Raw genomic sequence first — 26,072 nt, 5'->3', positions numbered from 1 at the left:
CGGCGTCAGAACGGCTCGTCGAGGGCCAGCCGCCTGACCTCGGGCAGGTATTCGTCCAGCTCGCCGGGCTCGAACCGGCACATGCCGATCACGTGCCAGAACTGGCCCGTCACGTCGCCTTCCAGCTTGTACAGCCCGCCGGGCGAGAACGCGGCCCATCCCTCCGGCAGGCCGAGCAGCGTGACGCGGCGTTCGCGCCGGGGGACGTCCCACAGGATCACCACGCCGTCGTCCCCGGCGCTGGCGAGCAGGTCGCCGGAGGGGTGGAACGCGACCGACCAGATCCGGCGGCCGTGACCGGCGAGGGCGCCGACACGCGCGCCGGAGGCCGGGTCCCACAGGTGGACGGCGAGATCGTCCCCGGCGGTGGCCAGCAGGTCGCCCGACGGGCTGAAGGCCGCCGTCCACAGCCGCCCGCCGCCGGCGAGGACGTGCAGGCACTCGCCGGAGGCGACGTCCCACAGGCGGGCGGTGCCGTCGTTGCTCGCGCTCGCCAGCAGGTCGCCCGACGGGGAGAAGGCCACCGCGTACACCCGATCGTCGTGGCCGCTCAACGTCGCCGCCCACTGGCCGGTCGACGCGTCCCACAGCCGCACGTTGCGGTCGTCGCAGCCGGTGGCCACGAGCCTGCCGTCGGGGCTGAAGGCGATCGACCTGACGCGCCCCCGGTGCCCGGCGAGGTTGGCGACCTGCCGCCCGGAGGGGCGGTACCACAGCCGGACGCTGTCGTCGTCGTTCGCGGTGGCCAGCAGTTGCCCGTCGGGGCTGAACGCCTCGGCCCACACATGGTCGGTCTCCACGTTGAGCTCGCGCTCGTACGTCCCGGCCACCGGGTTCCACAGGTAGACGCCGCCGTCGTTGCTGGCGGTGGCCAGCAGCGGGCCTGCCGGGCTGAAGACGGCCGACACCAGCCGGTCGGCCGCCCCGGTGAGCGAACGCAGGCGGCGGCCCGTGACCGGGTCCCACAGCCGTACGTAACCGTCGTTGCCGCAGGCGGCGAGCATGCCGCCGTCGGCGGAGAAGCGGACCGACGTGATGCGGCGGCCGTGGCCGCGCAGCGTCTGGACGCACTGACCCGTGTGCGGGTCCCACAGGCGGGCGGTGCCGTCGTTGCTGCAGGTCGCGAGCTGCCGGCCGTCGGGGCGGAACGCGAACGGCCACACGGAGCCCCGGTGCCCGGTCAGCTCGGCACGCGCCTGCCCGGTGCGGTGGTCCCAGATCCGTACGACCCCGTCGCTGTCGCCGGTCGCCAGCAGTTCGCCGGTGGGGTCGAACAGGACCTGGTAGACGGCGCCGCGGTGCCCCGGCAGGCTGCCGGCGGCCGCGCCCGTGGCCGGGTCCCACAGCCGTACGGCTCCCTCCGTGTCGCCGGAGGCGAGCAGCCGCCCCTCAGGGTGGAAGGCGAGCGAGTAGATCCGGCCGGGGTGACCGGTCAGCTCGTGCAGCGGGACGCCGGTGCGGGGGTCCCAGACGCGCAGCACGCCCTGGCCGTCCCCGGCGGCCAGGCGGGTGCCGTCGGGGCTGAGGACCAGGCGGTAGACGGCTCCGCTGTGGCCGTGGAGGTGGTGGCGCACCTGCCCGGTGGCGAGGTCCCACACGCGGATCGCGCCCGCGCTGTCGCCGGTCACCAGCAGCCCCGGCAGGAACACGGCCGTGTAGATCGGAGCGGTGTGGCCGGGCAGCTCCCATGCGAGTTCACCGGACGCCCAGACCCGCATGATCCCGTCCGCGCCGCCGGCCGCGATCAGGTCGCCCGAGGTGACCACGGGCCACACTCCCTCGGGATGGCCGCGCAGGACGTGCGTCGGCTCTCCGGTGGCCGGGTCCCACACCCGGACGGTCCCGTCGTTCGCGCCGGTCACCAGCCCGGTCTCGCCGTAGGCGACCTTGTAGACGCGGCCCCGGTGGCCCTGCAGCGTGCGCAGGGCGGACCCGGTGACGCTGTCGCAGACCAGGACGCCGCCGTCCTCCCCGCCCAGGGCGATCACGCCGCCGCCGGGGTCGTAGGCGACCGGTTCCGGCAGGCGGCTGCTCTCGAAGTGGTAGCCGTACGGCACGCCGACGACGGCGGGGGCCAGCTCGCCGCCGACCCGCCCGCCGTCCGTGCCGGGGACGGCGGGCGCCACGGCCGCGCCGCGCAGCTCCGGCGCTCCCCGGGGGACGCCGGTGACGTCGATGAGCGCGGCCCGGTCCCAGCGGCTGCCCCCGACCGCGACGTCCCGCAGGTCGGCGCGGGCGAGCCGGGCCCGGGTGAGGTCGGCGCCGCGCAGGTCGGCGCCCACCAGAACGGCCTCGTCCAGGCGCGCCCCGGCCAGCCGGGCGTTCCTGAGCACGGCGTGGGACAGGTCGGCCCCGACGAGCCGGGTGTCGGTCAGGTCGGCGCCGGTGAGGTCGACGCCCTGCAACTCGCGGTAGGACAGGTCCTCGCCGCTGAGCCGGGCTCCGCGCAGGTCGGTCCTGGCCGAGGTGCGCAGCCGGGTGGTCACCTTGATGGCGTTGGCCCGTGCGACGTCGCCGGCACCGGGGGAGGCGAGCGTGCGGGCCGCCCACGCCTGCAGCCGCGAGGCGTCGGCCAGGTCGCACAGGAAGTCGACGGCCAGCGCCGACAACGGCCGCAGGCCGAGCCCCGGCGCGTGGCCGGCGTCGAGCGACCCCGCGAGGTGCCGGGCCACCAGCCACTCCACGACCGAGGCGTGGATGAACCCGAACAATCCCTCGTCGGTGCGGACCAGCAGGCTGCCGGCCCCGACGGCGTGCGCGGCCTGCTCGGGTGTCAGCCGCGAGGCCCCCTGCCCTCCCGCGGTCCCGGCGCCGTCCGCATCGGCCGGGCCTGTGCGCTCCGCCTGCTCGGAGCCGGCCCCCGGCCCGTACGGCACGCGGCTCTGCGTGTCGGCGGCCAGGCCGGTGAGCGTGTCGGCGACCTCGGCCAGCTCCGCCGGCCGCAGGTAGGTCTCGCCGGTCTGCCACAGCCGCAGCGCGAGCGTGGTCGCGGCCCGCCACAGCTCCTCGCGGGTCAGTCCGCCGGGGGCTCCGGCCACGCCGCGTACGCGCTCCTCCTCGAAGGCCAGCCAGGTGTCGAGGATCTCCTGGTAGAGACCGGCGGCGCTGATCGCCTCCCCGGCCCGGGCGACGGCGCGCAGCCTTTCGGCGGGCAGGTCGGCGATGAAGCTGAGCATGCGGGGGTTGTGCGCCAGGCCGAGCAGGTCGCCGATGCCCGTGAGCAGGGCCATCCGGTCGTCGGCCGCCTGCTGCGAGCCGTACCGGTTGACCAGGTAGGCGCGGATCTGCTCCTCGGTGAACTCCTCGATGCTGAGCACCCGGCGGTTCGGCAGCAGACCGACCTTCTCCCCGAGAGCGGTCATCACCTGGCTGCGCGACTTGAAGTGCTGGGTGCGCCCGGCAACGACGATCTTCGCCTTGTCCTCTGCCGCGCGCAGCAGGGTGTCGAGGTGGTCGGCCGCCCGCTCGTACGTCACTCGGGTGACCAGTTCGTCGAAGCCGTCGAACAGCAGCACGATGCGGCCCTGGCGCAGCATGTAGTGGAACGCCTTGAGGTCGATCAGCTCCTCGCCGTGGTTGGCGAGGTGCGCCGCGACCAGCCCGGCGACCGAGTGCGCCTTGTCGAGGGCGCGCAGCTCGATCAGGATCGGCGTGAGGTGCGGCAGCTCGGCGGGGATGCGCCTGGCCACCTCGTGCAGCGAGAACGTCTTGCCCCGGCCGAAGTCGCCGAGCACGAGCGCGAACCGCCCGTGGTCGGCCGCGAGCAGCCGCATCAGCTCGTCGGTCAGGTCGTCGCGCACCTCGCCGCCGGTCCGGTCGAGTTCCCTGAACCGCTGCGGCACGTACAGCTCCGGCGGGTAGCGGCGGTCGCCGCGCAGCCTCGCCGTCTGGCCGGCCACGTAGGACGACAGGTCGAGCAGGCCCTGGAACTCGGTGAAGCTGCGCAGCCGCAGCCCGCGCCGCAGCGCGTCGTCGCGTAACGCCCGGGACGGTTGCGGTCCCTGGTAGACCAGCTCGGCGGCGTGCTCCAGCCCCGCCGCGTGGACGTGACCGAGGAACGCCTCGACCCGCGCCTGGTCCAGCTCCCCGGCGTGCGCGCCGATCAGGACCTGGCGGACGAACCCGTCCTCGGGGTGGGTGACGAGCAGGCGCGGCGGATCGCCCGCCACACGGCGGATCTTGGCTCGTTCGAAGCGGGTCTCGCAGACCTCGGCGATCCGGTCCAGCAGCAAATCGGCCGGGCCCGCGGGCTCCTCCGGCTCCCGCGCCGGCGGCTCGGGAGCCGCCGCGGCGGGGGGCTGCGGCCGCCAGCCGCGCCAGCCGTACGGCAGGACCTCGGGGTCGCCCAGCTCCGGCCGGTCCCGGGTCCACCGGCGCAGCCCCTGCGGCGTGACCTGGAGGATCTGGTGACGGCCCGGGGCGAGCGCGGGCACGCACGGCAGCCCCTCCAGATCCCAGACTTCCTCCGGTCCGCCGCGCCGGGCGTCCCGCCCGTGGACGAGCAGGTCGAGCCGGGAGCCGAGGAGCCGTTCCAGGGTGGCGGCGTCGCGCAGGCCGGGGCGCGGGGGATGGGCGACGACGCCGATCCGCAGCCATCCCTCGAACGGCCGCAGCCGCTCGGCGAACCACGCCGCCTGGGCCTCGCCGACGAAGCCGTAGTCGTCCTCCTCGCGATGGCTCATCGCGATCGTGGAGTTGATCCCGGCGACGACCGTGCGCAGCTCGGGCAGCTCGAACAGCGTCCACGGCTGGGCGCTGTCGAACGCCGGGCCGTCGAGGCCCTGGTAGAGCTCGCCGAAGAGCGTGGAGAAGTGCCGCCACTTCGGCCAGTAGGGCGGCTGCGGGCGCACGTCGTCGGCCTCGCAGGTCGCGAAGTAGGCCCGGCAGGCCGCCTTGGTGACGTCGCGCGGCCCGGGGACGACCACCAGCCGTCCGGGTTCCAGCCCCAGCAGCACGCGCAGCCCGGTGAGGAACGCCAGCGCCTGCTCGCACTCGCGGATGCTGCCCGACTCGGTGAGGTCGCCGGTCACCATCAGGAGGTCGGGCCTGGGCACCCCGGCGTCGGCGAGGCGGGTCAGGTCGGCCCACACGCTCGCCTGCAACTCGCCCGCGTCGAGCGGCTCGTCCGCCTCGGCCAGGCCGCGCCCGAACCGCGGCCCGGCGACGTGCAGCACGGTCACCGAGGAGGCGCCGCCCGCGCGCTCGGCCGTCGGGAACGCCGGCTCGGCCGCCGGGGTGCGCCGGGCCCGGGGCACACGTACGGCGGGGGGCTCGGGGTCGGCGGGCGGCTGGAGGGCGTGCGCGCCCGGCCCCGCCGGGAACCGGGGCGGCTCGGCCGGCTTGGCCCGGCCGGCCAGCGCCTGCCGGATCCGGGTGAGCAGCAGCCGCCGCGCCTCGGCGGGGTCGGTCACGCCGAGGAGGTCCACCCAGGTGATCGTGGACAGCAGACCGTCGAGCGGGCAGTCCTCCAGCCGGACCGTCACGAGCTTGTTGGACGGGTTGTCGGGATCGGCGCGCAGCGCCGCCTGCCATTCGAGCCTGCCGTACCGGGAACCCAGGTAGTTGCGGGTGAGCACCGCGACGACCAGGTCGGCCTCGCTGACCCCGCGGTCCATGAAGTCGATGAAGTTGGTGCCCGGCACGAAGTCCCACGCCTGCAGCATCGTGCGATAGCCGGCGGCTTCGAGCTGCCAGGCGATCCACGTCGCCCACCGCTCGTCGGCGGGGGAGTAGCTGACGAAGATCTCGGTCCGCGCGTCCCCCCGCCCCGTGTGCGTCATGGAGCCCAGTATTCCCGCTGCCACCGACGGTTTGGAGGGGATCGATCATCTCGGTGGGCGGCGAGATAGGGTGTGCGCGTGGCGACCGGGCTGCGGAGACTGAGCGTTCTCGACTGGATCAGGTTCGGGCTGCTCGCGGCGGGCCTGGTCTTCGTGGCCACCGGCCTGCTGCCGGCCGAGTCGGCCAGGGACAGCATCGAACGCATCGCCCCCCTGCTGCTGTTCCTCGGCGCGGTGATCGTGCTGGCGGAGCTGACCAAGGAGGCGCAGGTCTTCGACGTCATCGCGACCCGCATCGCGATCGTCGGCCGGGGGAGCTACGCCGTTCTCTTCCTGCTCTGCACGGCCTTCGCCTCGCTGGTCACGATCGTCCTGAACCTGGACACGACGGCCGTGCTGCTGACGCCGGTCATGCTGGCCCTGGCGCCGCGCGCGAAGATCGCGCCGCTGCCGCTCGTGATGACAACGGTCTGGCTGGCCAACACCGCGAGCCTGCTGCTGCCGGTCTCCAACCTCACCAACCTGCTCGCCATGAACCGGGTCGCGCTGACCATACAGGAGTTCGCCGCGCGGATGTGGGCGCCCCAGGCCGTGTCGATCGCGGTGACGATGGCGTTCCTGTGGGCGTTCTACTGGCGGCGCGGCGAGCGGGGCGAGGACCGCTACGTGCCGCCGCCTCCGGTGCCGGTGGCCGACCGGGTGCTGTTCGGCGTCGCCGGAGTGGCGTGCCTGCTGTTCATCACCGCGATCCTGGCGGGCGTGGAGATCGGCGTCGCGGCTCTCGTCGCGGCGGTCGCGGTGGTCGCCGCCTTCGCCTGGCGCGACCGCGCGAAGCTCGTGTGGGGCCTGATCCCCTGGCGGCTGCTGGTCTTCGTCACCGGGCTGTTCCTCGTGGTCCCGACGCTCAGCCGCCTCGGCCTGGCGGACGTGATGCGCGCGCTCATCGGCGTGGGCGGCGAGGGGGACGGCGCCTACCGCGCGGCCGCCGCCGGAGCCGCGCTGTCCAACGTGCTCAACAACCTTCCGGCGTATGTCGCTGGTGAGCAGGTCGTCCTCGCGGCCAACCACACGCAGTTGCTGTCGCTGCTCGCGGGCACCAACCTGGGCCCGGTGATCACGCCGTGGGGCTCGCTCGCGACGCTGCTGTGGTTCGAGTGGTGCCGGCGGGGGGACGTGCGGGTGCCGCTGGCGAAGTTCGTCGTCACCGGCGCGGGCCTCGCCGTGACCGGTCTCGCCGCGACGGTGACCGTCCTGATCCTCACCGCCTGAGGCGCCGCCCGAGGGCCGCCCCGGCCGGGCCTCCGACGCTTGCGGATCGTTCAGCCGCGGGGCGCCCCCGCGTCGTCGTAGCGTCGCCGTGCCCGTTCGACGTGCTCGATGTTGGTGGCGGCCCACTCGGCGATCTGGGCGAAGAGGGGGGAGAGGGTGCGGCCGAGCTCGCTGATCTCGTACTCGACGCGCGGCGGCACCTCGGGATGGTAGGTGCGGACGACCAGTCCGTCGCGCTCCAGTTGGCGCAGGCGCTGGGTGAGCACCTTGGGGGTGATGTTCTCGATGCGCCGCTCCAGCTCCACGAACCGCTGGCGGCCGAAGGCCTGGAGCGACCAGAGGATGGGCGAGGTCCACCGGCTGAACACGATGTCGACGACCGGGGAGATCGGGCAGGCCAGCTCGGGGTCGGTCGTGGCGTCGGCCGCCGGCCGGCTCGTCTCGGTCGCCATGGGTTGCACTCCTCTGAGGTAGTTACTTTCCTCTAGGTACCTACTATACGGAGGCTGTTAGCGTCGCCGTCATCGCGAGAAGCCACAGGGAAAGACGCGGGAGTTGATCATGATTGTGGTGACGGGTGCGACCGGGAACGTCGGTCGGTCACTGGTGCGGGCCATGGCGGAGGCCGGGGAGCGGGTGACGGCGGTGTCGAGGGGGACAGCCCCGGTGAACCTGCCGAGGGGGACCGGACACGTGCGGGCCGACCTGGCCGCGCCGGAGACCCTGCGGCCCGCCCTCGACGGTGCCGAGGCGCTGTTCCTGCACGACGGCGGCACGGGCGGCGTCGGGCTCGACCCGAGAGCCATCCTGGACGTGGCCCGGGCCGCCGGGGTCCGGCGGGTGGTGCTGCTCTCCTCGCAGGGCGTGGTGACCCGGCCGGAGTCGGCGTCGCACGGAGGCGTCATGCGGGCGGTCGAGGAAACGGTGCGCGAGTCGGGCCTGGCCTGGACGATCCTGCGGCCCGGCGTCTTCGCGTCCAACGCCTACGCCTGGGCGGAGTCGGTACGCGCCGAGCGGACGGTCGCCGCGCCGTTCGGCGACGTCGGGATCCCGGTGATCGATCCGGCGGACATCGCGGAGGTCGCGGCCGTGGCCCTGCGCAAGGACGAGCACGCGGGTCGTGCCTACGAGTTGAACGGGCCGGCGGCCGTCACACCCCGGCAGCAGGCGGAGGCGATCGGCGCGGCCCTCGGCGAGCCGGTGCGGTTCGTGGAGCTGACCCGGGCCGAGGCGCAGGCGCGGATGGCCGCGTTCATGCCGGAGCCGTCCCTGGAGACCTCGCTGGCCGTCCTCGGCGAGCCCAACGCCGCCGAACTGCGGCTCAGCCCGGACGTCGAGCACGTGCTGGGCCGCGCGCCCCGCCCCTTCGCCGAGTGGGCCCGCCGCAACGTCGAAGCCTTCCGGTAGACAGCGACAAGGCCGCCTCCGGCGCTTCGGTCACCGGGCGGCCGGCGGCTATGGGCGCCGGTGAGAACGACACGGCGGAAAGTTGTGGGAATCCTCATTCGCCGTACGGAGGGTCTTGGTATGGGATCGATCCGTGACAGATGAACAGAGTCCGCCTCGGCGGCGCTTCCCCGCGGCGGACGTCGCCAGGGTCAGCGTCTTCGCCGCGCTGATCGCCGTGCTCGGAATGCCGGGCGCGCTGAACATCTTCGGCGACGCGGTGCCGATCACGTTGCAGACGCTCGGCGTCATGCTCGCCGGGGCGATCCTCGGCACGTGGCGGTCCGCCCTCGCCGTCGTGGTCCTGCTCGTGCTGGTCGCCGCCGGGCTGCCCCTGCTGGCCGGCGGACGCGGCGGGCTCGGCGTCTTCACCGGGCCCTCGGCCGGCTTCCTGCTCGGCTGGCTTCCCGGCGCGGCCCTAACCGGATGGATCGTCGAACGCGGCGGGCGCACGCCGTCCACGGTGCGGCTGGTGACCGCCTGCCTCGCCGGCGGCGTCGGCGTGGTCTACCTGTGCGGCATCCCCGTGCAGGCCCTGGTCACCGGGCTGTCCCTGGGCAAGACCGCGCTGCTCAGCGCCGCCTTCCTGCCCGGCGACCTGGCCAAGGCGGTGCTGGCGTCGATCGTGGCGAGGGGCACCCAGCGGGCCTACCCCGACGCGGTCCCCGCGGTGCACCGCGAGCGGCTGCGGGCAGGGGGGCGGTGACGCGCCCGTGCCGGTAGCCGCGCAGGTGATGCGACACGCCTCGGCCGCCCCGGACCGGATCGCGGTGTCCGGTCCCGGAGGCGACCTCAGCTACGCCGAACTCGCGTCCCGGGCAGGCCGCGCCGCCCGTGGTCTGGCCGGCGAAGGCATCGGGCGCGGCGCGCTTGTCGCGGTCGCCCAGGCCGACCCGGTGGCCCTGCTCGTCGCCGTGCTCGCCGCCGACCTGGCGGGGGCCACGCCGCTGCTGTGCGACCACGCCTGGAGCGAGGAACGGCGGGCGCAGGTCATGGCCGCGGTGCCGGTCGCCGCCCGCTTCGACGACCCGCTGCCGGAGGCGGACGGCCCGCCCGTACGGCACCGTCCCGCGCCGGACGACCTCACCTGGGCCTGCTTCAGCTCCGGCAGCACCGGCAGGCCCCGCGCCGTGGTGCGCGGCCGGGCCTCGTGGACCGGGTCGTTCGGCCAGCTCGACGAGATGACCGGGATCGGCCCCGGCGACGTCGTGCTGATCCCCGGTCCGCTGGTCTCCTCCCTGTACGGCTTCGCCGCCGTGCACACCCTGGCGGCGGGCGCGACCGCCGTGGTCCCCGGCCGGTGGTCCCCGTCCCTGCTGGCGGATCAGTTGCGACGGGCCACCGTCGTCCACGTGGTGCCCCACCGCCTGCCGGCCGTGCTGGACGCCCTGGAAGCCGGCCACGATGCGGCCGGAGGCCCGCTGCGCACCGCCGTGGTCGGCGGGGCCGCCCTGGACGCCGCCGCCAGGACCCGGGCAGCGGCGGCCGGAGTGCGTGTGGTCTCCTATTACGGCGCCACCGAGCTGTCGTTCGTCGCCGTGGACGCCGACGGCGCCGGGCTGCGGCCGTTCCCCGGCGTCGAGATCGACGTCAGGGTGCCGCCCGGGCAGGTTCTGGGCGAGGTGTGGGTGCGCTCCCCGTGGCTCTGCGAGGGTTACCTGGCCGGCGCGACCGGCCCCCTGCGGCAGGATGACGGCGGCTGGATGACGGTCGGCGACCTGGCGGAGCCGCACCGGCCCGGCGAGGTCCTGCGGCTGCGCGGCCGGGGCGACGGCGCGATCCAGACCGGCGGCGCCACGGTGGTGCCCGAGGACGTCGAGGAGGTGCTGAGGAAGGTGCCGGGAGTGGACGACGTGGTCGTGGTCGGCACGCCGCACCCCTACCTGGGCGCCGTGGTCACCGCGGTCGTCGAGGGCGAGGACGTCGTGAGGGCCGCGCTGGAGGCGGCGGCGCGCGCCGAACTCGACCCGGCCCAGCGGCCCCGGCGCTGGTACGCCGCCGCGTCCCTGCCCAGGACCCCCACCGGGAAGCCGGCCCGCGGCCTCGTCGCCGCCCGTCTCGCCGCCGGCGACGATCCCGGCCTGCGGCGGCTCGCCTGACATGGACGAGCACGCGGTCGTCGTGGCGGCCCGCCGCACCCCCATCGGCACCGCCGGCCACGCGTTCCGGAGCCTGACGGCCGACAGACTCGCCGCGCCCGTCATCGAGGCGGTCGCCCGCGAGGTGGCGCCTCTCGGCGTCCCGGTGGACGACGTGGTGCTGGGCAACTGCACGGGGCCCGGGGGCAACCTCGCCCGGGTCTGCGCGCTGGCCGCCGGGCTGGGTCACGAGGTGCCCGGCGTCACCGTCGACCGGCAGTGCGGCAGCGGGCTCGCCGCGATCCTGCTGGCCGCGCAGGCGGTCCGCTGCGGCGAGGCGGACCTCGTCGTCGCCGGGGGCGTCGAGAGCGCCTCCACCGCTCCGCTGCGGGTTCGCCGGGGGGAGGGAGAGCCGGGCGTGCCGTACGAGCGGGCGCCGTTCGCCCCGGAAGGGCACCCCGACCCGGACATGGGCCCGGCCGCCGAGGCGCTCGCCGCCGCGCGCGGCGTGACCAGGGAACGCCAGGACGCGTACGCCTGCCGGAGCCACGCCCTGGCGCTGGCCGCACGGGAGGCCGGACGGTTCACGCGCGAGATCGTCCCGATCGGCGGCCGGACGGACGACCAGCGGCCGCGCGTGCTGCGGCCGCGGTCGCTGGCCCGGCTGCCCGCCGCGTTCGTGCCGGGCGGTACGGTGACGGCCGGCAACTCCTCCCCGGTGAGCGACGGCGCCGCGGCGGTCGCGGTCGTGCCCGAGCGGCTCCGCGCGGCGGCCGGTCTGCCCGGTCTGCGCCTGCTGGCCGGCGCCGTCGCCGGCTGCGACCCCGCGCTCCCCGGGTGGGGACCGGTGCCCGCCGTACGGCGCGTGCTGCGGCGGGCCGGAGCGGACCTGGAGAGGGTGGCGGCGGTGGAGATCGTGGAGGCGTTCGCGGCGCAGGTGCTCGCGGTCACCGATGCGCTCGGCCTCGACCCTCTCGGCGCGGACGCGGGCCGCGTGTGCGCCGACGGGGGCGCGCTCGCCCTCGGCCACCCCTGGGGCGCGAGCGGAGCGGTGGTGGTGACCCGGCTGTTCAGCCGGCTCCTCGGGGCGCCGCCGGGGACCCTGGGCCTCGCGGCGGTCGCGGTCGGCGGCGGTCTCGGCATCGCCGCCCTGTTCGAGGTGGTGTGAGTGATCCGGCTGGAGGACGTCCATGTGCGGCTCGGGCAGCGCGAGGTGCTGCGCGGCGTCACGGCCTCGCTGACCGAGCGCCGCGTGGGCGTGGTCGGAGCCAACGGCTCGGGCAAGAGCACGCTCGCCCGCCTCGTCAACGGCCTGGTCCTGCCGTGCTCGGGCACCGTCACGGTGTCCGGGCTCGACACCCGCCGCCACGCGGCCCGCATCAGGCGCGGCGTGGGGTTCCTGTTCACCGACCCGGACGCGCAGATCGTGATGCCCACGGTGGCCGAGGATGTGGCCTTCTCGCTGCGCCGCAAGGGGCTGACGCGCGAGGAGGTCGAGCGCCGGGTGCGGGAGATCCTGGAGAGGTACGGCCTGGGGGAGCACGCCGACCACCCCGCGCATCACCTGTCCGGCGGCCAGAAGCAGCTGCTCGCCCTCTGCTCGGTCCTGGTGCTCGAACCGGAGATCCTGGTCATGGACGAGCCGACCACGCTGCTCGACCTGCGTCACTCCCGGCAGGTCGCCGCGCTGCTCCGGACTCTTCCGCAGCAGGTGGTCGTGGTGACCCACGACCTCCCGCTGCTGGAGGACTTCGACCGCGTGCTCGTGATCGACGAGGGGCGGATCGTCGCCGACGCCGAGCCCGCCGCCGCGATCGGCCACTACAGGAAGATGATGGCGTGAGCGGGCTCACGGGCGCCTACGTGCCCGGAGATTCGCTCCTGCACCGGCTGCCCGCCGGGGCCAAGCTCGCCGGGCTCGCCGCGTCCTGCACGGCGTTCCTGCTGCTGCGCTCGCCCGCGGCGCTCGCGGGCGCCGCTGCCGCCGTCGTGCTGCTGTACGTCGTCTCCGGCGTCGGCGTCGCGGCGGCCTGGGCGCAGGTGCGGCCCGTCCGCTGGTTCGCCGTGGCCCTGTTCGGCGTGCAGCTGGTGTTCGCGGACCTGCCCACGGCGGCGTCCTCGACGCTCCGGGTCGTGCTCGCCGTCGCCCTGGCCGGGCTGGTCACCCTCACGACGCGCACCAGCGCCCTCATGGTCTGCCTGGAGCGCTGCCTCGCGCCCGCCAGGTTCGCCGGCCTCGACCCGTTCCGCCTGTCGCTGCTGCTGTCCCTCACGCTGCGCAGCGTGCCGGTGATCGCGGATCTGGTCAGCCGGGTGCGGGAGGCCCAGCGCGCGAGAGGGGTCGAGCGGAGCCCGCGCGCCTTCGCCGTCCCGCTGGTGGTGGGCGCCCTGCGGCACGCCGACGCGCTGGGCGAGGCGCTCGCCGCGCGTGGCCTCGACGACTGAACGGGTCTCGACGACTGACTCTCGGGGTCGGCGGCGAGTCAGAGCGGCGGCAGGGCGGGCGCCAGCCGGCGGGCCTCGGCGACCAGGTCGAGCAGGTCCCCGACCAGGGCGGGCGGCGCGGCGACGAAGCTGCGGTCCTCGGGCGGGCCCTCGGCGGACGCCTCGAACGGCCCGCCGTCGAGCGTGCGGATCTCCACACCGGCCTCGCGTGCGATCAGGGCCCCGGCGGGCAGGTCGAGTCCCTCCGCGCGGTAGCCGATCATGCCGTCGATGTCGCCCCGCGCGAGCATGGCCCAGCACATCAGCGGCGCCCAGAGCTGGAGCACCCGCCGGGCGCGGGCGTCCATCGTCATCTTCAGCGACCGCGCCGCCGGGTCCAGCCGGGAGACCCCGTGGCCCTGCGTCCAGGCCAGCACCGGCCCGTGCCGGAGGTCGCGGCTCGGCGGCCCGGTCAGCGGCCCCGCCGGCCCTCGGGCCCCGGCGCCGCTGACGGCCGACCAGGTGCGGCCGGAGAGCGGCTCGTGGACCACCCCGAGCACCGGGCGGCCGCCGGCGCACAGCGCCAGGCCCACGACGTACGCGGGAAGGCCGATGGCCACGTTGTTCGTGCCGTCGAGCGGGTCGACCAGCCAGGTCCATCCGCCGTCCGGACGGGCACCGCCGTGGACGCCCGACTCCTCGGCCACGATCCGGTGGGAGGGGAACTCGGCCCGGATGCGGTCGAGGATCAGCTTCTCGGCGGCCAGGTCGAGATCGGTCACGACGTCGCCCGACCCGCCCTTGTCGTGGACGGCGACCGCTCCCGGGGCGCTCTCGCGCAGCACGGCCCCGGCGGCCAGGGCGGCCTCGACGGCTACCCGCCTGGCGTGTTCGAGGTCCACAGGTTCCTCCTGGCCAGCTCGGCGGCACGTGCGGTCTCGGCGTCGTCGAGGCGTTCCCGCCTGACGTGGTGGAGGGGCGTGGCGAGCGGCCCGAGCGACAGGTCCCCGAGGCCCGGCCGGCCGCGGCCGAGCGCCACGGTGGCGGCCTCGCCGTCCTCGGGGATGTCGCTGCTGTGGAAGGCGCCCGCGACGAGCGTGTAGGTGTCCCCGGCGCCGAACAGCTCGGCGCGCCCCGGGGCGTACGCCACGGTCCTCGGGGTGGGGTGGACGACGTCGCCCGACGGCGTGCTGACCACCTCGAAGACGCGGTGGGTGGGAGACCGGGTGGTGTCGGTCACCACGGCGTGGACGTTGCGCACCTGGCCGTACAGGACGTGGCTGACCAGGTCCCAGCTGTGGCAGTGGACCTGGGAGGTGGTGCTGCGGGCGCGCCGCGCGGCGGCGGTCCACACATGCACGCACACCCCGAGGTCTCCCTCGCGGACCAGCGGCAGGCAGAGGAACCCCAGCGGATGCCGCACGCCCCGCACGCGCGACCCGCGCGAGCCACCCTCTGCGATCTCGCCGAGCACGCCGAGGGCCCACTCGCGGACGCCGCCGCCGGCGAGCACGTCGAGCACGTCCCCATACCTCATGGCGCGTACGGATCCTTGGCGCGCAGCGCCTTGCGGGTGACCTCGACCACGTCGCGGTCGGTGAACGACTTGGGCAGGGGGAGGTCGACGCGGTCGAACAGCCTGCGGACCTCCTCGACGGTCGGCTCGTCGCTCAGTGGCACCGACCGGAATCGGTCGATCGCCACGCGGCGGGCCTGCTCGAAGCTCGTGCGCAGCTCGGTGCCGCAGCTCTCGTAGAAGAACGAGCCGCTGAAGGCGATGATGGCCCGGTTGGGGTCCTCGGACGTCATGATCAGGGCGCGGCCGGACATGTCCCAGCGGAAGGTCGTCATGACCGGCGAGAGCCCCACCGCGATGTCGAGCAGGCCGTACCGCTGGCGATACCAGAACGCGGCCAGGACGCTCGCGTACGACTCCTTCCTGGCCCGGTCGGTCGTCCACAGCTCACCGGTGCCGTCCGGGCGGTCCGACAGCGACCTGCGGTAGTGCGCGTAGCTCTCGCACACCGCCTCGTCCGTCGGGTCGATGATCTCCAGGCGGACCGTGAGGTGCCGCTTCTCGCGCCGTGCGGCGGCCACGCACTCGGGCAGCGTGACGGCGCGCATGTAGGTGCCGGTGCCGCCCTTGAACGTCCAGCGGTCGGTGCCCCTCCGGGCGTCCGCGTGCGCCTGCGCGATCTCGTGCTGGCTGCCCAGGATGCGGATGACCGTCATGTCCTCCAGAGCCCGGCGGGTGCCCGCGACCAGGTCCTCCAGCTCCTCGAGGCGGTCCAGGCGCTCGGGCAGCCGCGCGAGGACGCCGGAAGTCGCGTGCATGGCCTCCTCGACGGGCTCCTGCCGAACCCGGTCGCGCAGCAGCGCGGTCGCGACCAGGGCCAGGACGACCAGTGTGGTGCCGCTGACGAGCTGCGTCTTCACCTCGTCGGGGATCACGCGATCGGGCAGCACGCCGAGGACACCCACCGCCACGGCCAGGACGAGGGCGATGGCCCCGTCGACGTTCTTGGCCGCCCACGCGAGCGACTGGCCGACGGCACTCCGCAACCCCGCCATAGGTCAGCCCCGCCATCCCGTCAGTGTCGGCCCCCGACTCGAATCGTAACGACAGGGTCATGGTCCGGCAAAGGGTTCGCCTGATAGGGCGGGTCGCCCCGGAAGCGAGGGGCGGAGCGGGCATCGGGACCGGAATTGTCGGTGGCCGCGCGTAGGTTATGCATGTGAACCGGAGCGGGCGCGAGTGTCTCCGTGCGCCCGCCCGCGCCGGTGGACGGGGCGAGTGAGGAGCTGAGCGGGCGATGACATCCATGATGGACCTGAAGCGGAAGGTCGCGCCCTTCCAGGTCGTCACCGACATGACACCGTCCGGCGACCAGCCCACGGCGATCGCGGAGCTGGAGCGCCGGGTCAACGCCGGTGAGAAGGACACGGTCCTGCTCGGTGCGACCGGCACAGGCAAGACCGCGTCGGTGGCGTGGCTCATCGAGAGGGTGCAGCGCCCGACGCTGGTCATGCAGCCGAACAAGACGCTCGCCGCCCAGTTCGCCAACGAGCTGCGCGAGATGCTGCCCAACAACGCGGTCGAGTACTTCGTGTCCTACTACGACTACTACCAGCCCGAGGCGTACGTCCCGCAGAGCGACACCTACATCGAGAAGGACTCCTCGATCAACGAGGAGGTCGAGCGGCTGCGCCACTCGGCGACCTGGTCGCTGGTGTCGCGCCGCGATGTGGTGGTGGTCGCCTCGGTCTCCTGCATCTACGGCCTGGGCACGCCGCAGGAGTACGTGGACCGGATGGTCGGGCTCAAGGTCGGTCAGCAGATCGAGCGCGACCAGCTGCTGCGCAGGCTGGTCGACATGCAGTACACCCGCAACGACCTGTCCTTCACCCGGGGCACGTTCCGGGTGCGCGGCGACACGGTCGAGGTCATCCCGGTCTACCAGGAGCTGGCCGTCCGCATCGAGATGTTCGGCGACGAGATCGAGAAGCTGGCGACGCTGCATCCGCTGACCGGCGAGGTCGTCGCCGAGGACGACGAGCTGCACATCTTCCCGGCCTCCCACTACGTGGCCGGCCCCGAGCGGATGGAGCGGGCGATCGCCGGCATCGAGGCGGAGCTGGCCGAGCGGCTCGCCGATCTGGAGCGGCAGGGCAAGCTGCTGGAAGCCCAGCGGCTACGCATGCGCACCACCTACGACATCGAGATGATGCGCCAGGTCGGCACCTGCGCCGGCATCGAGAACTACTCGCGGCACATCGACGGCCGCGAGGCGGGCAGCGCGCCGCACACGCTGCTCGACTTCTTCCCCGACGACTTCCTGCTCGTGCTGGACGAGTCGCACCAGACCGTCCCCCAGATCGGCGCGATGTACGAGGGCGACGCCTCGCGCAAGCGCACGCTGGTCGACCACGGGTTCCGCCTGCCGTCGGCGATGGACAACCGCCCGCTGAAGTGGGAGGAGTTCCTGAAGCGCATCGGCCAGACCGTCTACCTGTCCGCCACACCGGGTCCGTACGAGCTGGGCCGCAGCAAGGGCGAGGTGGTGGAGCAGGTCATCCGCCCCACCGGCCTGGTGGACCCCGAGGTGATCATCAAGCCCACCAAGGGCCAGATCGACGACCTCATGGAGGAGATCCGGGCCCGGGCGGAGCGGGACGAGCGAGTCCTGGTCACCACGCTGACCAAGAAGATGGCCGAGGACCTCACCGACTACCTGCTCGACAACGGCATCCGGGTCCGCTACCTGCACAGCGAGGTCGACACGCTGCGCCGGATCGAGCTGCTGCGCGAGCTGCGCATGGGCGAGTTCGACGTGCTGGTCGGCATCAACCTGCTGCGTGAGGGCCTCGACCTGCCCGAGGTGTCGCTGGTGTCGATCCTCGACGCCGACAAGGAGGGCTTCCTGCGTTCGGAGACCTCGCTCATCCAGACGATCGGCCGCGCGGCCCGCAACGTGTCCGGCCAGGTCCACATGTACGCCGACAAGATCACCCCGAGCATGGAGCGGGCGATCGAGGAGACCAACCGGCGCCGGGCCAAGCAGATCGCCTACAACGAGGCGCACGGCATCGACCCGCAGCCGCTGCGCAAGAAGATCGCCGACATCCTGGACAGCCTGGTCCGCGAGGACGCCGACACCGCCCAGCTTCTCGGCGGCGCCGGGCGTCAGCAGTCTCGCGGCAAGGCGCCGGTGCCGGGCCTCGCGTCCCGCGGGGCCGGCCAGCACGCGAAGGCGATCGCGGGGGAGATGCCGCGGGCCCAGTTGGAGTCGCTGATCGAGTCGCTGACCGAGCAGATGCACAACGCCGCCGCCGACCTGCAGTTCGAGGTGGCGGCCCGGCTGCGCGATGAGATCAAGGAGCTCAAGCGGGAGGTCCGCGACATGCGCGAGGCCGGCGTGAAGTGACGGCTCAGCGACCGCGCGATCACCGCCCAGCGAGCGCGCAGTAAGGCCGCCTGAGCGCGGCGAGCGCTCATGATCGGGCGATGAGTGCACGGTCGGTTGGTGACCTGCACTACCGAATCGTGACCGCCCGGGCCCGCCGGCCCGGGCGAGCCGAGCAGGCGGCATCGCCCGGGCCGGCACCCGTGCCGCGAATTTCGGCGAAATTCAGTGAATTGTGCGCTGGAACCGCTGGTAAGCGAAGTGCGGAGTTTTGGCGTACTTATCCCACTGAAAGCGCTGTCGGCTGCGAGGAAATGAGCGCGGCGCGGCTCCGGGCGCGGTTGACCTGGTCTGTTGCGGGGAAGGCATTCGTCGGCGCGCGGATTCACGTCCACGCGTCATGGGAGCGGCCTATTCGAGCGGTTCCCGTCGGGCGAATCCGTCTGTGGCAATCGGGGAAATCATGCGTTCGACGACCACCGCGTCCAGCCCTGCCGCCCGCCTCGTGCTCACCGCGGGGTCGGTGACCGCGCTCCTCGCCGGTTGCGGCGAGGTTCCGGCGCGGTCGTTCGCCGCGGTGCCGGTGAGCAGGCCGGTCACGTTCGCCCCGGTTGCGACCAACCCGTCCGTGACGCCCGCAGCGTCGCCGATGCCCAGCCCGTCGGTGACGCCGAGCGACCTCGCCGGGTGCCGGGACGGCGACTGCGAGGTGCGGGTGCGTGAGGGAGACATCATCCCGATCGACCCTAAACTGGGCGTGGACGAGATCACCGTGGTGGGCCTGCGGGGAAACGCCGTCAGGCTCGCCTTCACCGGCACCTCGACGGTCGTCGACGGCGCGAACATCAGCATCAGCCGGAGTTGCTACAACGACCGCTGCCGGGTCAGGGGAGCGGTGACGATCAGCACGACCAGGCCGGGCCGCATCGGCGACGTCGCCCTACGGGTCGCGCAGGTCGCGGGTGACACCGCCGTGCTGGGGCTTGAGCCTGCCCCCTAGGGCGGCGACTGACCCGCACTCCGGCCCGAGGGCCGGCCGGATCCGACGCGATGTCTCGTCGCCCGGCTCACCCCCGCCTCGCCCGGCACATCCCCGCCTCGCTCGGCACATCCCCGCCTCGCTCGGCACACCCCCGTCTCGCTCGTCCTCACGCCGCTCGCGCGGGCTCCGCACCCGTGGAGCCGGGACTCCTGGCCATGCTCGCCACCGCTACGTCCTCACCCGGGTGCACTCCATACGGTTGATCGGTCCCACGAATGGCGGCGGCACCACTCCTGACCAGGCACGACGGCTCCCGGCCTCAATCCTGGATGTGTAGTATCCAGGTTATGCGGATGAGTGAGGGCGTCGAGTGGGCGATGCACTGTTGCCTGACGCTGGCATGGCTCGGCAACGAGGTGCCGGTTTCGACGGCGAAGCTCGCCGCCGGATTCGAGCTGCCGTCCGCATACCTCAACAAGCAACTCCAGGCGCTGGCCAAGGCGGGGATCATGACATCCACTCCGGGGGTGAGGGGCGGGTTCCGGCTGGCCCGGCCCCTGGAGGAGATCACGGTCATGGACGTCGTCACGGCGATCGAAGGATCTGGCGAGGCGTTCCAGTGCACGGAGATCCGGCGGCGTGGGGCCGGGGCGGAGAGGCCCGAGTGGCAGTTCCGCACCCCGTGCGCGGTCTCGACCGCCATGCGCAAGGCCGAGATGGCGTGGCGGCGAGCGCTTGCCGCGCAGACTCTGGCCGACGTGCAGGCCGCGGCGGACCGTCGTGCGCCCCAGGCGGGGGAGGCGATCCGGCGCTGGTACGCGCAGAACTGATCGTCCCGAAATAGAACCATTCGCCGGTACTAGGGAGGGGAAACCGGATGTGAACTCGCACTCCATACAAGCGCGCTCCACGATCGCCGCGGCAGGGCTCTTACTGGTGGCTCTGGTCGTGGGAGGCGTCGCCCTCGACCTGGCGGTCCGCTACAGAATCCAGAACGAAGTCTTCTTCGCGGCCGAGCAGGTCGCCGCACGATGGAGCGCGGCGGCGCGCAACGGCGCCGTGCCGCGTCCGATCCCCACCCTCACCGACATCACCCTCGTCCAGCTCGTGGACGCCCGCGGCAGGGTCGTCGACTCCAGCCGGGAGGCCGCGGGCATGCGGCCGCTCAGCACGCTGCGGCCTCCGGCCGACGATCGCCTCCAAGAGCGCACCGAGTGCTCCGGGCAGGACCGGTGTGTCATGCTCATGGCCAATCGGGTCTCTCCCGCGGCGGACTCGCCGGTCGTCTACGCCGGCACGGCGCAGCCGTCCCTCCTTGCCACGCACACTCTGGAGTACGTCATCGCCGCGGGCGGTGTCTTGATCTTGGTTCCGGTGGCCTGGATGACGTGGTGGGCGGTCGGCCGGACCCTTCGCCCGGTGGAGCGGGAGCGTCAGTTCGCCTCCACCACCTCCCATGAGCTCAGGACGCCGATCGCCGGCCTGCGGGCACGACTGGAGGAGGCTCTCCTCTACCCCGACGACGTCGACCCGCGCGACACCATCCAGGGAGCCTTACGGGCCACCGGCCGGCTCGAGGCGATCGTCGACGACCTGTTGCTGCTGACCCGGATGCGCGGCGCCGATGCGGCGCCGCCGGAGCTGGTGGAGCTCGGCGCGCTGGTGACGGAGGAGGTGTCGGCCCTGGGCTCCGGGGTGCCGGTGCGCGTTCGGGCGGTCGGCGACGTGCGAGTCCGCGGCTCCCGGATCCAGTTGGCCCGAGTGGTCGGCAACCTCTTGAGCAACGCGCGGCGGCATGCGGTCAGCGCCGTCACGGTATCGGTCGACTCGGTGGACGGCCAGGCTCTTGTGGCGGTCACCGACGACGGGGCGGGCGTCCCCCCGGCGGACCGCGAGCGTGTCTTCGAACGTTTCGTCCGCCTGGACGAGGCACGTCGCCGGGATTCCGGCGGCAGCGGACTCGGCCTCGCCATCTCTCGCGACATCGCCCGCGCCCACAAGGGCACCCTGCGCATCGAGGACTCGCCGGTAGGCGCCCGGTTCGTTCTGATGCTGCCGCTGGCGGGAACGGCGGGAGCCGCAGGGGAAGGGACCGTCGCGCCCCGGAAAACCGCCGTCAAGCCCAGGAGGAACATCTGGCCCGCGCGCCGACCGCCAGGCCGGTCCATGAGCGCGACCGCGTCGGGTGACGCCTGGGAGTGAAGCTCCGGCCCTGCCGAGCGGGTGGCGCTGCTGCGCCGGCGCGCGGCATGGCGTTTCCTGCCGTGACTTGGGTTCATGCGTTCCCCCGCGCACCGTTGTCGACACGGGTATCGGAAGGGGCCTACGCGCCCCCCGTCGAAGAGGTCACGCCGTGATGTCCCCCAGGCGGATCAGGCGACGGAAAAGCGTTCGCCCGTGGCGAGCGGCACACCTAGCCTGGTGGCCGGGTCGATCACGACCGGCGCGGCCCGGCCGGTCCGCGTCCATGATGCAATCCCCGGCGACGACCCGCCCGGTGCGGCGGACGGGCGGGGACGTCCACCGGGAGGTGGCCATGCGACCTGCGGTGGGGGAGCCGCTGCGGCGGTGCCCGTCCTGTGGCGGCTGGGAGTACGGCGGTGCCCCCGATTGCCCGCGGTGCGCGGAACTGGTCGACGCCATCGTGGAAGAGGGCTGGCGGGACTTCCTCCTGCGCGAGTTCGGCGACCGGGTCACGCCCGACGGCGAGCGGGCGATCGCCGAGATGGTGGCCGACGAGCCGGACCGGCATGACTGGCGCGTGGTCGACGCCGCGCTCGACCGCCTGGCCTGCGACGAGTGCGGCGGCCCGCTGGGCCGCCGGGCGGGGTGCCCGCGCTGCGACGTGGCGCACGGCATGCGTTACGTCGCCAGGGAGACCGACCGTCCCGGGGTGCCGCCGGGTAACGAGCACGCAATCCGGGTGAACGTCTCGGTGGTCCGGCGGCCCGAGGGCGTCTCCACGCCCGAGGTGCTCGCCAGACGCCTGCTCCTGCCCGCCATGCTGGCCGGCTTCCTCCCCACGAGAGAGCAGGCGCAGCGCCTGGGCGCGCTGGTGAAGCGCGGCGCCCGGGCCGAGGACGTCGCCACGGCGATCGACGAACTCGCCGCCGCGACAGGCTGACGGCGCCTCCGGGCATCGACCGGGCGGCCGGGCAGACCGGCCGCACCGAGCCGCCGGTCCGGTGCCCGCGCCCGGCTCATGCCTGTGGGGTGTCGTGAGCCCGATTCGCGGTAGTAACCGGGGACACGGCGCCGGGGCCGTCCGTTGACGGGAAGGCGGGATTGTCCCGCCGTCCGGAGGAGGTTGCTCATGTTCGCGGCGCTCACCGGGCTCGGACTGTCGACCGCGGCCGGGCTCAACGCGTACATCCCGTTGCTGCTCGTCGGCGTGCTCGCGCGGGTCACCGACGCCGTGCGGCTGCCGGCCGAGTACGCCTGGCTGTCCGACACCTGGGTCCTCGCGATCGTCGCCGTGCTGCTGGTCGCCGAGTTCGTCCTCGACAAGGTGCCCGTGGTCGACCACGTCAACGACATGATCCAGACGGCGGTGCGGCCCGCGTCGGGCGGCGTGGTCTTCAGCGCCACGGCGGCCGCGGCGAAGGTCGACAACTCGGCGTGGATGGCCGAGCACCCGGCGGTCGGCTGGGTGCTGGGCATCGCCGTCGCGCTCGCCGTGCATGTGATCAAGGCATCGGCGCGGCCGGTGGTGAACGCCACCACGGCGGGCGTGGGCGCGCCGGTCGTCAGCACGGTCGAGGACGTGGGCTCGCTCGGCATGAGCCTGATCGCGATCTTCCTGCCTGTCCTGGTGGTGGTGGCGCTGGCCGTGCTGGCGTTCGTGGCCTGGCGGCTCATCCGCAGGGTGCGGCGCTACCGGGCGGCCCGCCGCGCCCGGGCCGCCGCGCCGCCCGGCTGACCGGCGGTCGCGGCACCCGAGCCTCGCGGCCGACGCCCGGCAGGGTGGGTCAGCCGATGAACGGGCTCAGGTCCAGGTCGATGTCCACGTCGAAGCCGACATAGGTCGTGAGGCGCTTGCGGTGGATCCCGGTCGGCACATACGCCTTGACGCTCGGCTCCAGCTCGAACGTGTACGCGACCGGTTCCTGGTCCTCCAGCTCGACGCGCCAGAGATATCTGATCCCGGCATCCGAGTACTTGATCGGCTTGGTCGTGCGGTCCCGCTCCTCCGAGTCGGGCGACACCACCTCGACGACAAGGTGAACCTCCTCGGGGCGGTAGGAGGTTCTGCGCAGATCAGAGACTGCCTCCCTGTTGACGACAAGGACGTCCGGTTCCGGTCGCTGCCGCAGGCCCAGAGTTATCGACATCTCCCTGGCAACCGCGAGATGACCTGGTGGCCGGATTCCGCGCTCGCGGTCGACCAGCAGGTTGACCATCAACATATGAAAGTTGGTCTGGGGAGACATCATGATGAGGGACCCATCGATCAGCTCGACGTGCGCGGGGGCGTCAGGGGGAAGATGGTCGAGCATGTCGGCGGTCCATCCGCCCGGCGGACCGGGGTAAAACCACTCGGGGAAAGCTGCGGTCATCCGGCGTCCTCCTCTCCCTAGGGCGATCACTAGGCATGACAATCCTGCCACCCACCGTAGTCATAGGCGACTCATTCGGCGAGAGGTTGCCAGCGACCGGCTAGGCCGTACGTGACTCGCGCTCGGGCCGGGGGCGGGGGTCGGCGGGAAGGGGAGAGGTGAGGCGGGCGGCGGAGGGGCTGTGCCAGCCGAGGTCGGGGGAGTGCCGCCGGACGACCTTGGCGGGGACGCCGGCGATGACCGAGTGATCGGGGAACTCCCCGCGCACCACGGCGCCGCCCGCGACCACCGACTGGCGGCCGATGCGCGTCCCCGGCAGGATGATCGCCCCCGTCCCGATCCAGGATCCCGAGCCGATGGAGACCGGCTTGTTGCGCGGCCACTGCCGCCCGATGGGCGTCTCGGGGTCGTCGTACACGTGGTTCTGGTCGGTGATGTAGACGTAGGGGCCGGTGAAGACGTCGTCGCCGATGTCGATGGACTGGTGGCCGACGATGTGGCTGCCCCTGCCGATCGAGCAGCCCCGGCCGATCCGCACGATCGAGTCGGGCCCGAGGTCCACGCCGGGGCCCATGCCGGCGGAGATCGACACCCGCTCCCCGACGAGCGTGTGCGAGCCGATCTCGATCCACTGCTCGCCGAAGATGGCGCCCTGGGGGAAGGACAGGCACACTCCCTCGCCCATGCTGCGGAACCGATAGCCGCCCTGGGCGGCCGGGCTGATCGCCGCGGCCTCCCGCACATAGGCCCACCCCCGGTGGACCAGACGGCCGACGGCGCGCTTCACGAACGACATAACGCGACAAGTTACCGTTAGGTCGGCTTGTCCGCTATGGCGGGTTAGTGCACGTGGCAAGCCCAATGTTGCCCGACGTTTGATATTCTGAGAGCCCGTGGGCATCGCGGCGTCCAAACCGGACGGCCGGATCGACATCGACCACGGGAGCTCTTCTTGCGCAGCGCCGCACAAACCAAGCATCTGTTCGTCACCGGCGGCGTCGCCTCCAGTCTCGGCAAGGGACTGACGGCCTCCAGCCTCGGTCGTCTCCTCAAGCTTCGCGGCCTTCGCGTCACGATGCAGAAGCTCGATCCCTATCTCAACGTCGACCCCGGCACGATGAACCCCTTCCAGCACGGCGAGGTGTTCGTCACCGACGACGGGGCCGAGACGGACCTCGACATCGGCCACTACGAGCGCTTCCTCGACACCGAGCTGCACGGCTCCGCCAACGTCACCACCGGCCAGGTCTACTCGAACGTGATCGCCAAGGAGCGGCGCGGCGAGTACCTGGGCGACACCGTCCAGGTCATCCCGCACATCACCAACGAGATCAAGGACCGCATCCGCGGCATGGCGGGCCCGGACGTCGACGTGGTCATCACCGAGGTCGGCGGCACGGTCGGCGACATCGAGTCGCTCCCGTTCCTGGAGGCCGTCCGGCAGGTCCGCCACGAGGTCGGCCGCGACAACGTCTTCTTCCTGCACGTCTCCCTGCTGCCGTACATCGGCCCGAGCGGGGAGCTGAAGACCAAGCCCACGCAGCACTCGGTCGCCGCGCTGCGCAGCATCGGCATCCAGCCCGACGCGATCGTCTGCCGCTCCGACCGCCCGATCACCACCTCGCTCAAGCGCAAGATCAGCCTGATGTGCGACGTGGACGAGGACGCCGTGGTCTCCGCCGTCGACGCGGCCTCGATCTACGACATCCCGAAGGTCCTGCACGCCGAGGGCCTCGACGCGTACGTGGTGCGCCGGCTCGGCCTGCCGTTCCGCGACGTGGACTGGACCGAGTGGGACCAGCTCCTGCGCCGGGTCCACCGCCCGGCCAAGGAGGTCACGATCGCGCTGGTCGGCAAGTACATCGACCTGCCCGACGCGTACCTGTCGGTCACCGAGGCGCTGCGCGCCGGCGGCTTCGCCAACGACGCGCGGGTCAACATCCGGTGGGTCAAGAGCGACGACTGCGAGACCCCCGAGGGCGCGGCCCGCGAGCTGGACGGGGTCGACGGCGTGCTGATCCCCGGCGGCTTCGGCGTGCGCGGCATCGAGGGCAAGGTCGGCGCCGTACGGCACGCCCGGGAGCAGCGCGTCCCCCTGCTCGGCATCTGCCTCGGCATGCAGTGCATCGTCATCGACGCGGCCCGCAACCTGGCCGGGATCGAGGACGCCGACAGCACCGAGTTCGACCCCGAGACCATCAACCCGGTCATCTCCACCATGGCCGACCAGAAGGACGTCGTCGCCGGTGAGCGCGACATGGGCGGCACCATGCGGCTCGGCCTCTACCCGGCCAAGCTCGTGGAGGGCTCGCTGGCCCGCCGCCTGTACGGCAAGGCCAAGGTGGAGGAGCGCCACCGGCACCGCTACGAGGTGAACAACTCCTATCGGGAGCGGCTGGAGAAGGTCGGCATGGTGTTCTCCGGCCTGTCGCCCGACGGCCGCCTCGTCGAGTACGCCGAGCTGGCCACCGACCAGCACCCGTTCTTCATCGGCACGCAGGCCCATCCGGAGTTCCGCTCCCGCCCGACCCGGTCGCACCCCCTGTTCAAGGGGCTGGTGCAGGCCGCGCTGGAGTACGCGGGCCGGCGGGAGAACGTGGCGAAGGCGGGCCGGGCCAAGTGACCGAGGAGAA

Annotated in this window: 21 protein-coding genes; 14 read left to right on the top strand and 7 right to left on the bottom strand. The window is 73.1% G+C overall.

Annotated elements, in window-relative coordinates:
- Positions 1 to 5: 5 nt before the first annotated feature.
- Entirely contained in the window at positions 6 to 5,780 is a 5,775-nt protein-coding gene (locus FH610_RS11530) for a WD40 domain-containing protein (RefSeq protein WP_139574319.1), read from the bottom strand.
- A 78-nt stretch (positions 5,781 to 5,858) separates the two neighbouring features.
- Here FH610_RS11530 and FH610_RS11525 point away from each other — a divergent pair, with 78 nt between their 5' ends.
- Positions 5,859 to 7,049: an ArsB/NhaD family transporter gene (locus tag FH610_RS11525; RefSeq protein ID WP_139574318.1), complete on the top strand. Its 1,191-nt coding sequence runs from the start codon at positions 5,859 to 5,861 to the stop codon at positions 7,047 to 7,049.
- Between the two features lie 50 nt (positions 7,050 to 7,099).
- Here the strand turns inward: FH610_RS11525 and FH610_RS11520 are convergent, their stop codons facing one another.
- Entirely contained in the window at positions 7,100 to 7,501 is a 402-nt protein-coding gene (locus tag FH610_RS11520) for a winged helix-turn-helix transcriptional regulator (RefSeq protein ID WP_139574317.1), read from the bottom strand.
- 109 nt (positions 7,502 to 7,610) lie between these two features.
- On the opposite strand from FH610_RS11520, the gene FH610_RS11515 reads away from it, so the two are divergent.
- From FH610_RS11515 to FH610_RS11490, 6 genes are all read left to right on the top strand, one after another.
- On the top strand, positions 7,611 to 8,456 hold the full coding sequence (locus FH610_RS11515) for an NAD(P)H-binding protein (RefSeq protein ID WP_139574316.1): 846 nt from the start codon (positions 7,611 to 7,613) through the stop codon (positions 8,454 to 8,456).
- 133 nt (positions 8,457 to 8,589) lie between these two features.
- Positions 8,590 to 9,201, top strand: coding sequence for a biotin transporter BioY (locus FH610_RS11510; protein ID WP_139574315.1), 612 nt, complete (start codon positions 8,590 to 8,592; stop codon positions 9,199 to 9,201).
- 28 nt (positions 9,202 to 9,229) lie between these two features.
- Positions 9,230 to 10,594, top strand: coding sequence for an AMP-binding protein (locus FH610_RS11505; protein ID WP_240808900.1), 1,365 nt, complete (start codon positions 9,230 to 9,232; stop codon positions 10,592 to 10,594).
- A gap of 1 nt (position 10,595) precedes the next feature.
- Positions 10,596 to 11,741 (top strand): thiolase family protein, encoded by a 1,146-nt coding sequence (locus FH610_RS11500; RefSeq protein ID WP_139574313.1) that lies wholly within the window; start codon positions 10,596 to 10,598, stop codon positions 11,739 to 11,741.
- A complete protein-coding gene (locus FH610_RS11495) occupies positions 11,742 to 12,416 on the top strand; it encodes an energy-coupling factor ABC transporter ATP-binding protein (protein ID WP_139574312.1) in 675 nt (224 codons plus the stop codon).
- Positions 12,413 to 13,018, top strand: a complete 606-nt coding sequence (locus FH610_RS11490; RefSeq protein WP_139574311.1) for an energy-coupling factor transporter transmembrane component T family protein — start codon at positions 12,413 to 12,415, stop codon at positions 13,016 to 13,018. Before FH610_RS11495 ends, FH610_RS11490 begins: the two co-directional genes overlap by 4 nt.
- Before the next feature lie 38 nt (positions 13,019 to 13,056).
- Here FH610_RS11490 and FH610_RS11485 read toward each other — a convergent pair whose 3' ends face one another.
- Genes FH610_RS11485 through FH610_RS11475 form a run of 3 tightly spaced genes read right to left on the bottom strand, consistent with a single transcriptional unit; the run spans position 13,057 to position 15,568 of the window.
- The gene (locus FH610_RS11485; RefSeq protein WP_139574310.1) at positions 13,057 to 13,899 is read right to left on the bottom strand and encodes an inositol monophosphatase family protein; all 843 of its coding nucleotides are present in this window, start codon (positions 13,897 to 13,899) and stop codon (positions 13,057 to 13,059) included.
- The gene (locus FH610_RS11480; protein WP_139574309.1) at positions 13,872 to 14,534 is read right to left on the bottom strand and encodes a hypothetical protein; all 663 of its coding nucleotides are present in this window, start codon (positions 14,532 to 14,534) and stop codon (positions 13,872 to 13,874) included. Before FH610_RS11480 ends, FH610_RS11485 begins: the two co-directional genes overlap by 28 nt.
- Positions 14,531 to 15,568: a hypothetical protein gene (locus FH610_RS11475; protein WP_139574308.1), complete on the bottom strand. Its 1,038-nt coding sequence runs from the start codon at positions 15,566 to 15,568 to the stop codon at positions 14,531 to 14,533. The genes FH610_RS11480 and FH610_RS11475 overlap by 4 nt, the downstream gene beginning before the upstream one ends.
- Before the next feature lie 242 nt (positions 15,569 to 15,810).
- Between FH610_RS11475 and uvrB the strand changes: the two genes are divergently transcribed.
- From uvrB to FH610_RS11445, 6 genes are all read left to right on the top strand, one after another.
- Positions 15,811 to 17,922 (top strand): excinuclease ABC subunit UvrB, encoded by a 2,112-nt coding sequence (gene uvrB / locus FH610_RS11470; RefSeq protein WP_139574307.1) that lies wholly within the window; start codon positions 15,811 to 15,813, stop codon positions 17,920 to 17,922.
- A gap of 442 nt (positions 17,923 to 18,364) precedes the next feature.
- The gene (locus tag FH610_RS11465) at positions 18,365 to 18,901 is read left to right on the top strand and encodes a hypothetical protein (RefSeq protein ID WP_139574306.1); all 537 of its coding nucleotides are present in this window, start codon (positions 18,365 to 18,367) and stop codon (positions 18,899 to 18,901) included.
- A 329-nt stretch (positions 18,902 to 19,230) separates the two neighbouring features.
- Positions 19,231 to 19,713, top strand: a complete 483-nt coding sequence (locus FH610_RS11460; RefSeq protein WP_139574305.1) for an RrF2 family transcriptional regulator — start codon at positions 19,231 to 19,233, stop codon at positions 19,711 to 19,713.
- 106 nt (positions 19,714 to 19,819) lie between these two features.
- On the top strand, positions 19,820 to 21,085 hold the full coding sequence (locus FH610_RS11455; RefSeq protein WP_240808899.1) for a sensor histidine kinase: 1,266 nt from the start codon (positions 19,820 to 19,822) through the stop codon (positions 21,083 to 21,085).
- Between the two features lie 334 nt (positions 21,086 to 21,419).
- On the top strand, positions 21,420 to 22,007 hold the full coding sequence (locus FH610_RS11450) for a hypothetical protein (RefSeq protein WP_205825699.1): 588 nt from the start codon (positions 21,420 to 21,422) through the stop codon (positions 22,005 to 22,007).
- Between the two features lie 189 nt (positions 22,008 to 22,196).
- Positions 22,197 to 22,802, top strand: a complete 606-nt coding sequence (locus FH610_RS11445; protein ID WP_139574303.1) for a DUF4126 domain-containing protein — start codon at positions 22,197 to 22,199, stop codon at positions 22,800 to 22,802.
- A gap of 49 nt (positions 22,803 to 22,851) precedes the next feature.
- Here FH610_RS11445 and FH610_RS11440 read toward each other — a convergent pair whose 3' ends face one another.
- Together FH610_RS11440 and FH610_RS11435 are read right to left on the bottom strand one after the other, a co-directional pair.
- Entirely contained in the window at positions 22,852 to 23,439 is a 588-nt protein-coding gene (locus FH610_RS11440; RefSeq protein ID WP_139574302.1) for a Uma2 family endonuclease, read from the bottom strand.
- Between the two features lie 100 nt (positions 23,440 to 23,539).
- A complete protein-coding gene (locus FH610_RS11435) occupies positions 23,540 to 24,235 on the bottom strand; it encodes an acyltransferase (protein ID WP_139574301.1) in 696 nt (231 codons plus the stop codon).
- A gap of 156 nt (positions 24,236 to 24,391) precedes the next feature.
- Here FH610_RS11435 and FH610_RS11430 point away from each other — a divergent pair, with 156 nt between their 5' ends.
- Positions 24,392 to 26,062, top strand: a complete 1,671-nt coding sequence (locus tag FH610_RS11430) for a CTP synthase (RefSeq protein ID WP_139574300.1) — start codon at positions 24,392 to 24,394, stop codon at positions 26,060 to 26,062.
- The last annotated feature ends 10 nt before the right edge of the window (positions 26,063 to 26,072 follow it).

Source organism: Microbispora catharanthi, assembly GCF_006334915.2.
Classification (GTDB): domain Bacteria; phylum Actinomycetota; class Actinomycetes; order Streptosporangiales; family Streptosporangiaceae; genus Microbispora; species Microbispora catharanthi.
The sequence above is the reverse complement of the archived record's forward strand: the minus strand, read 5'-3'. Positions and strand labels throughout refer to the sequence as shown.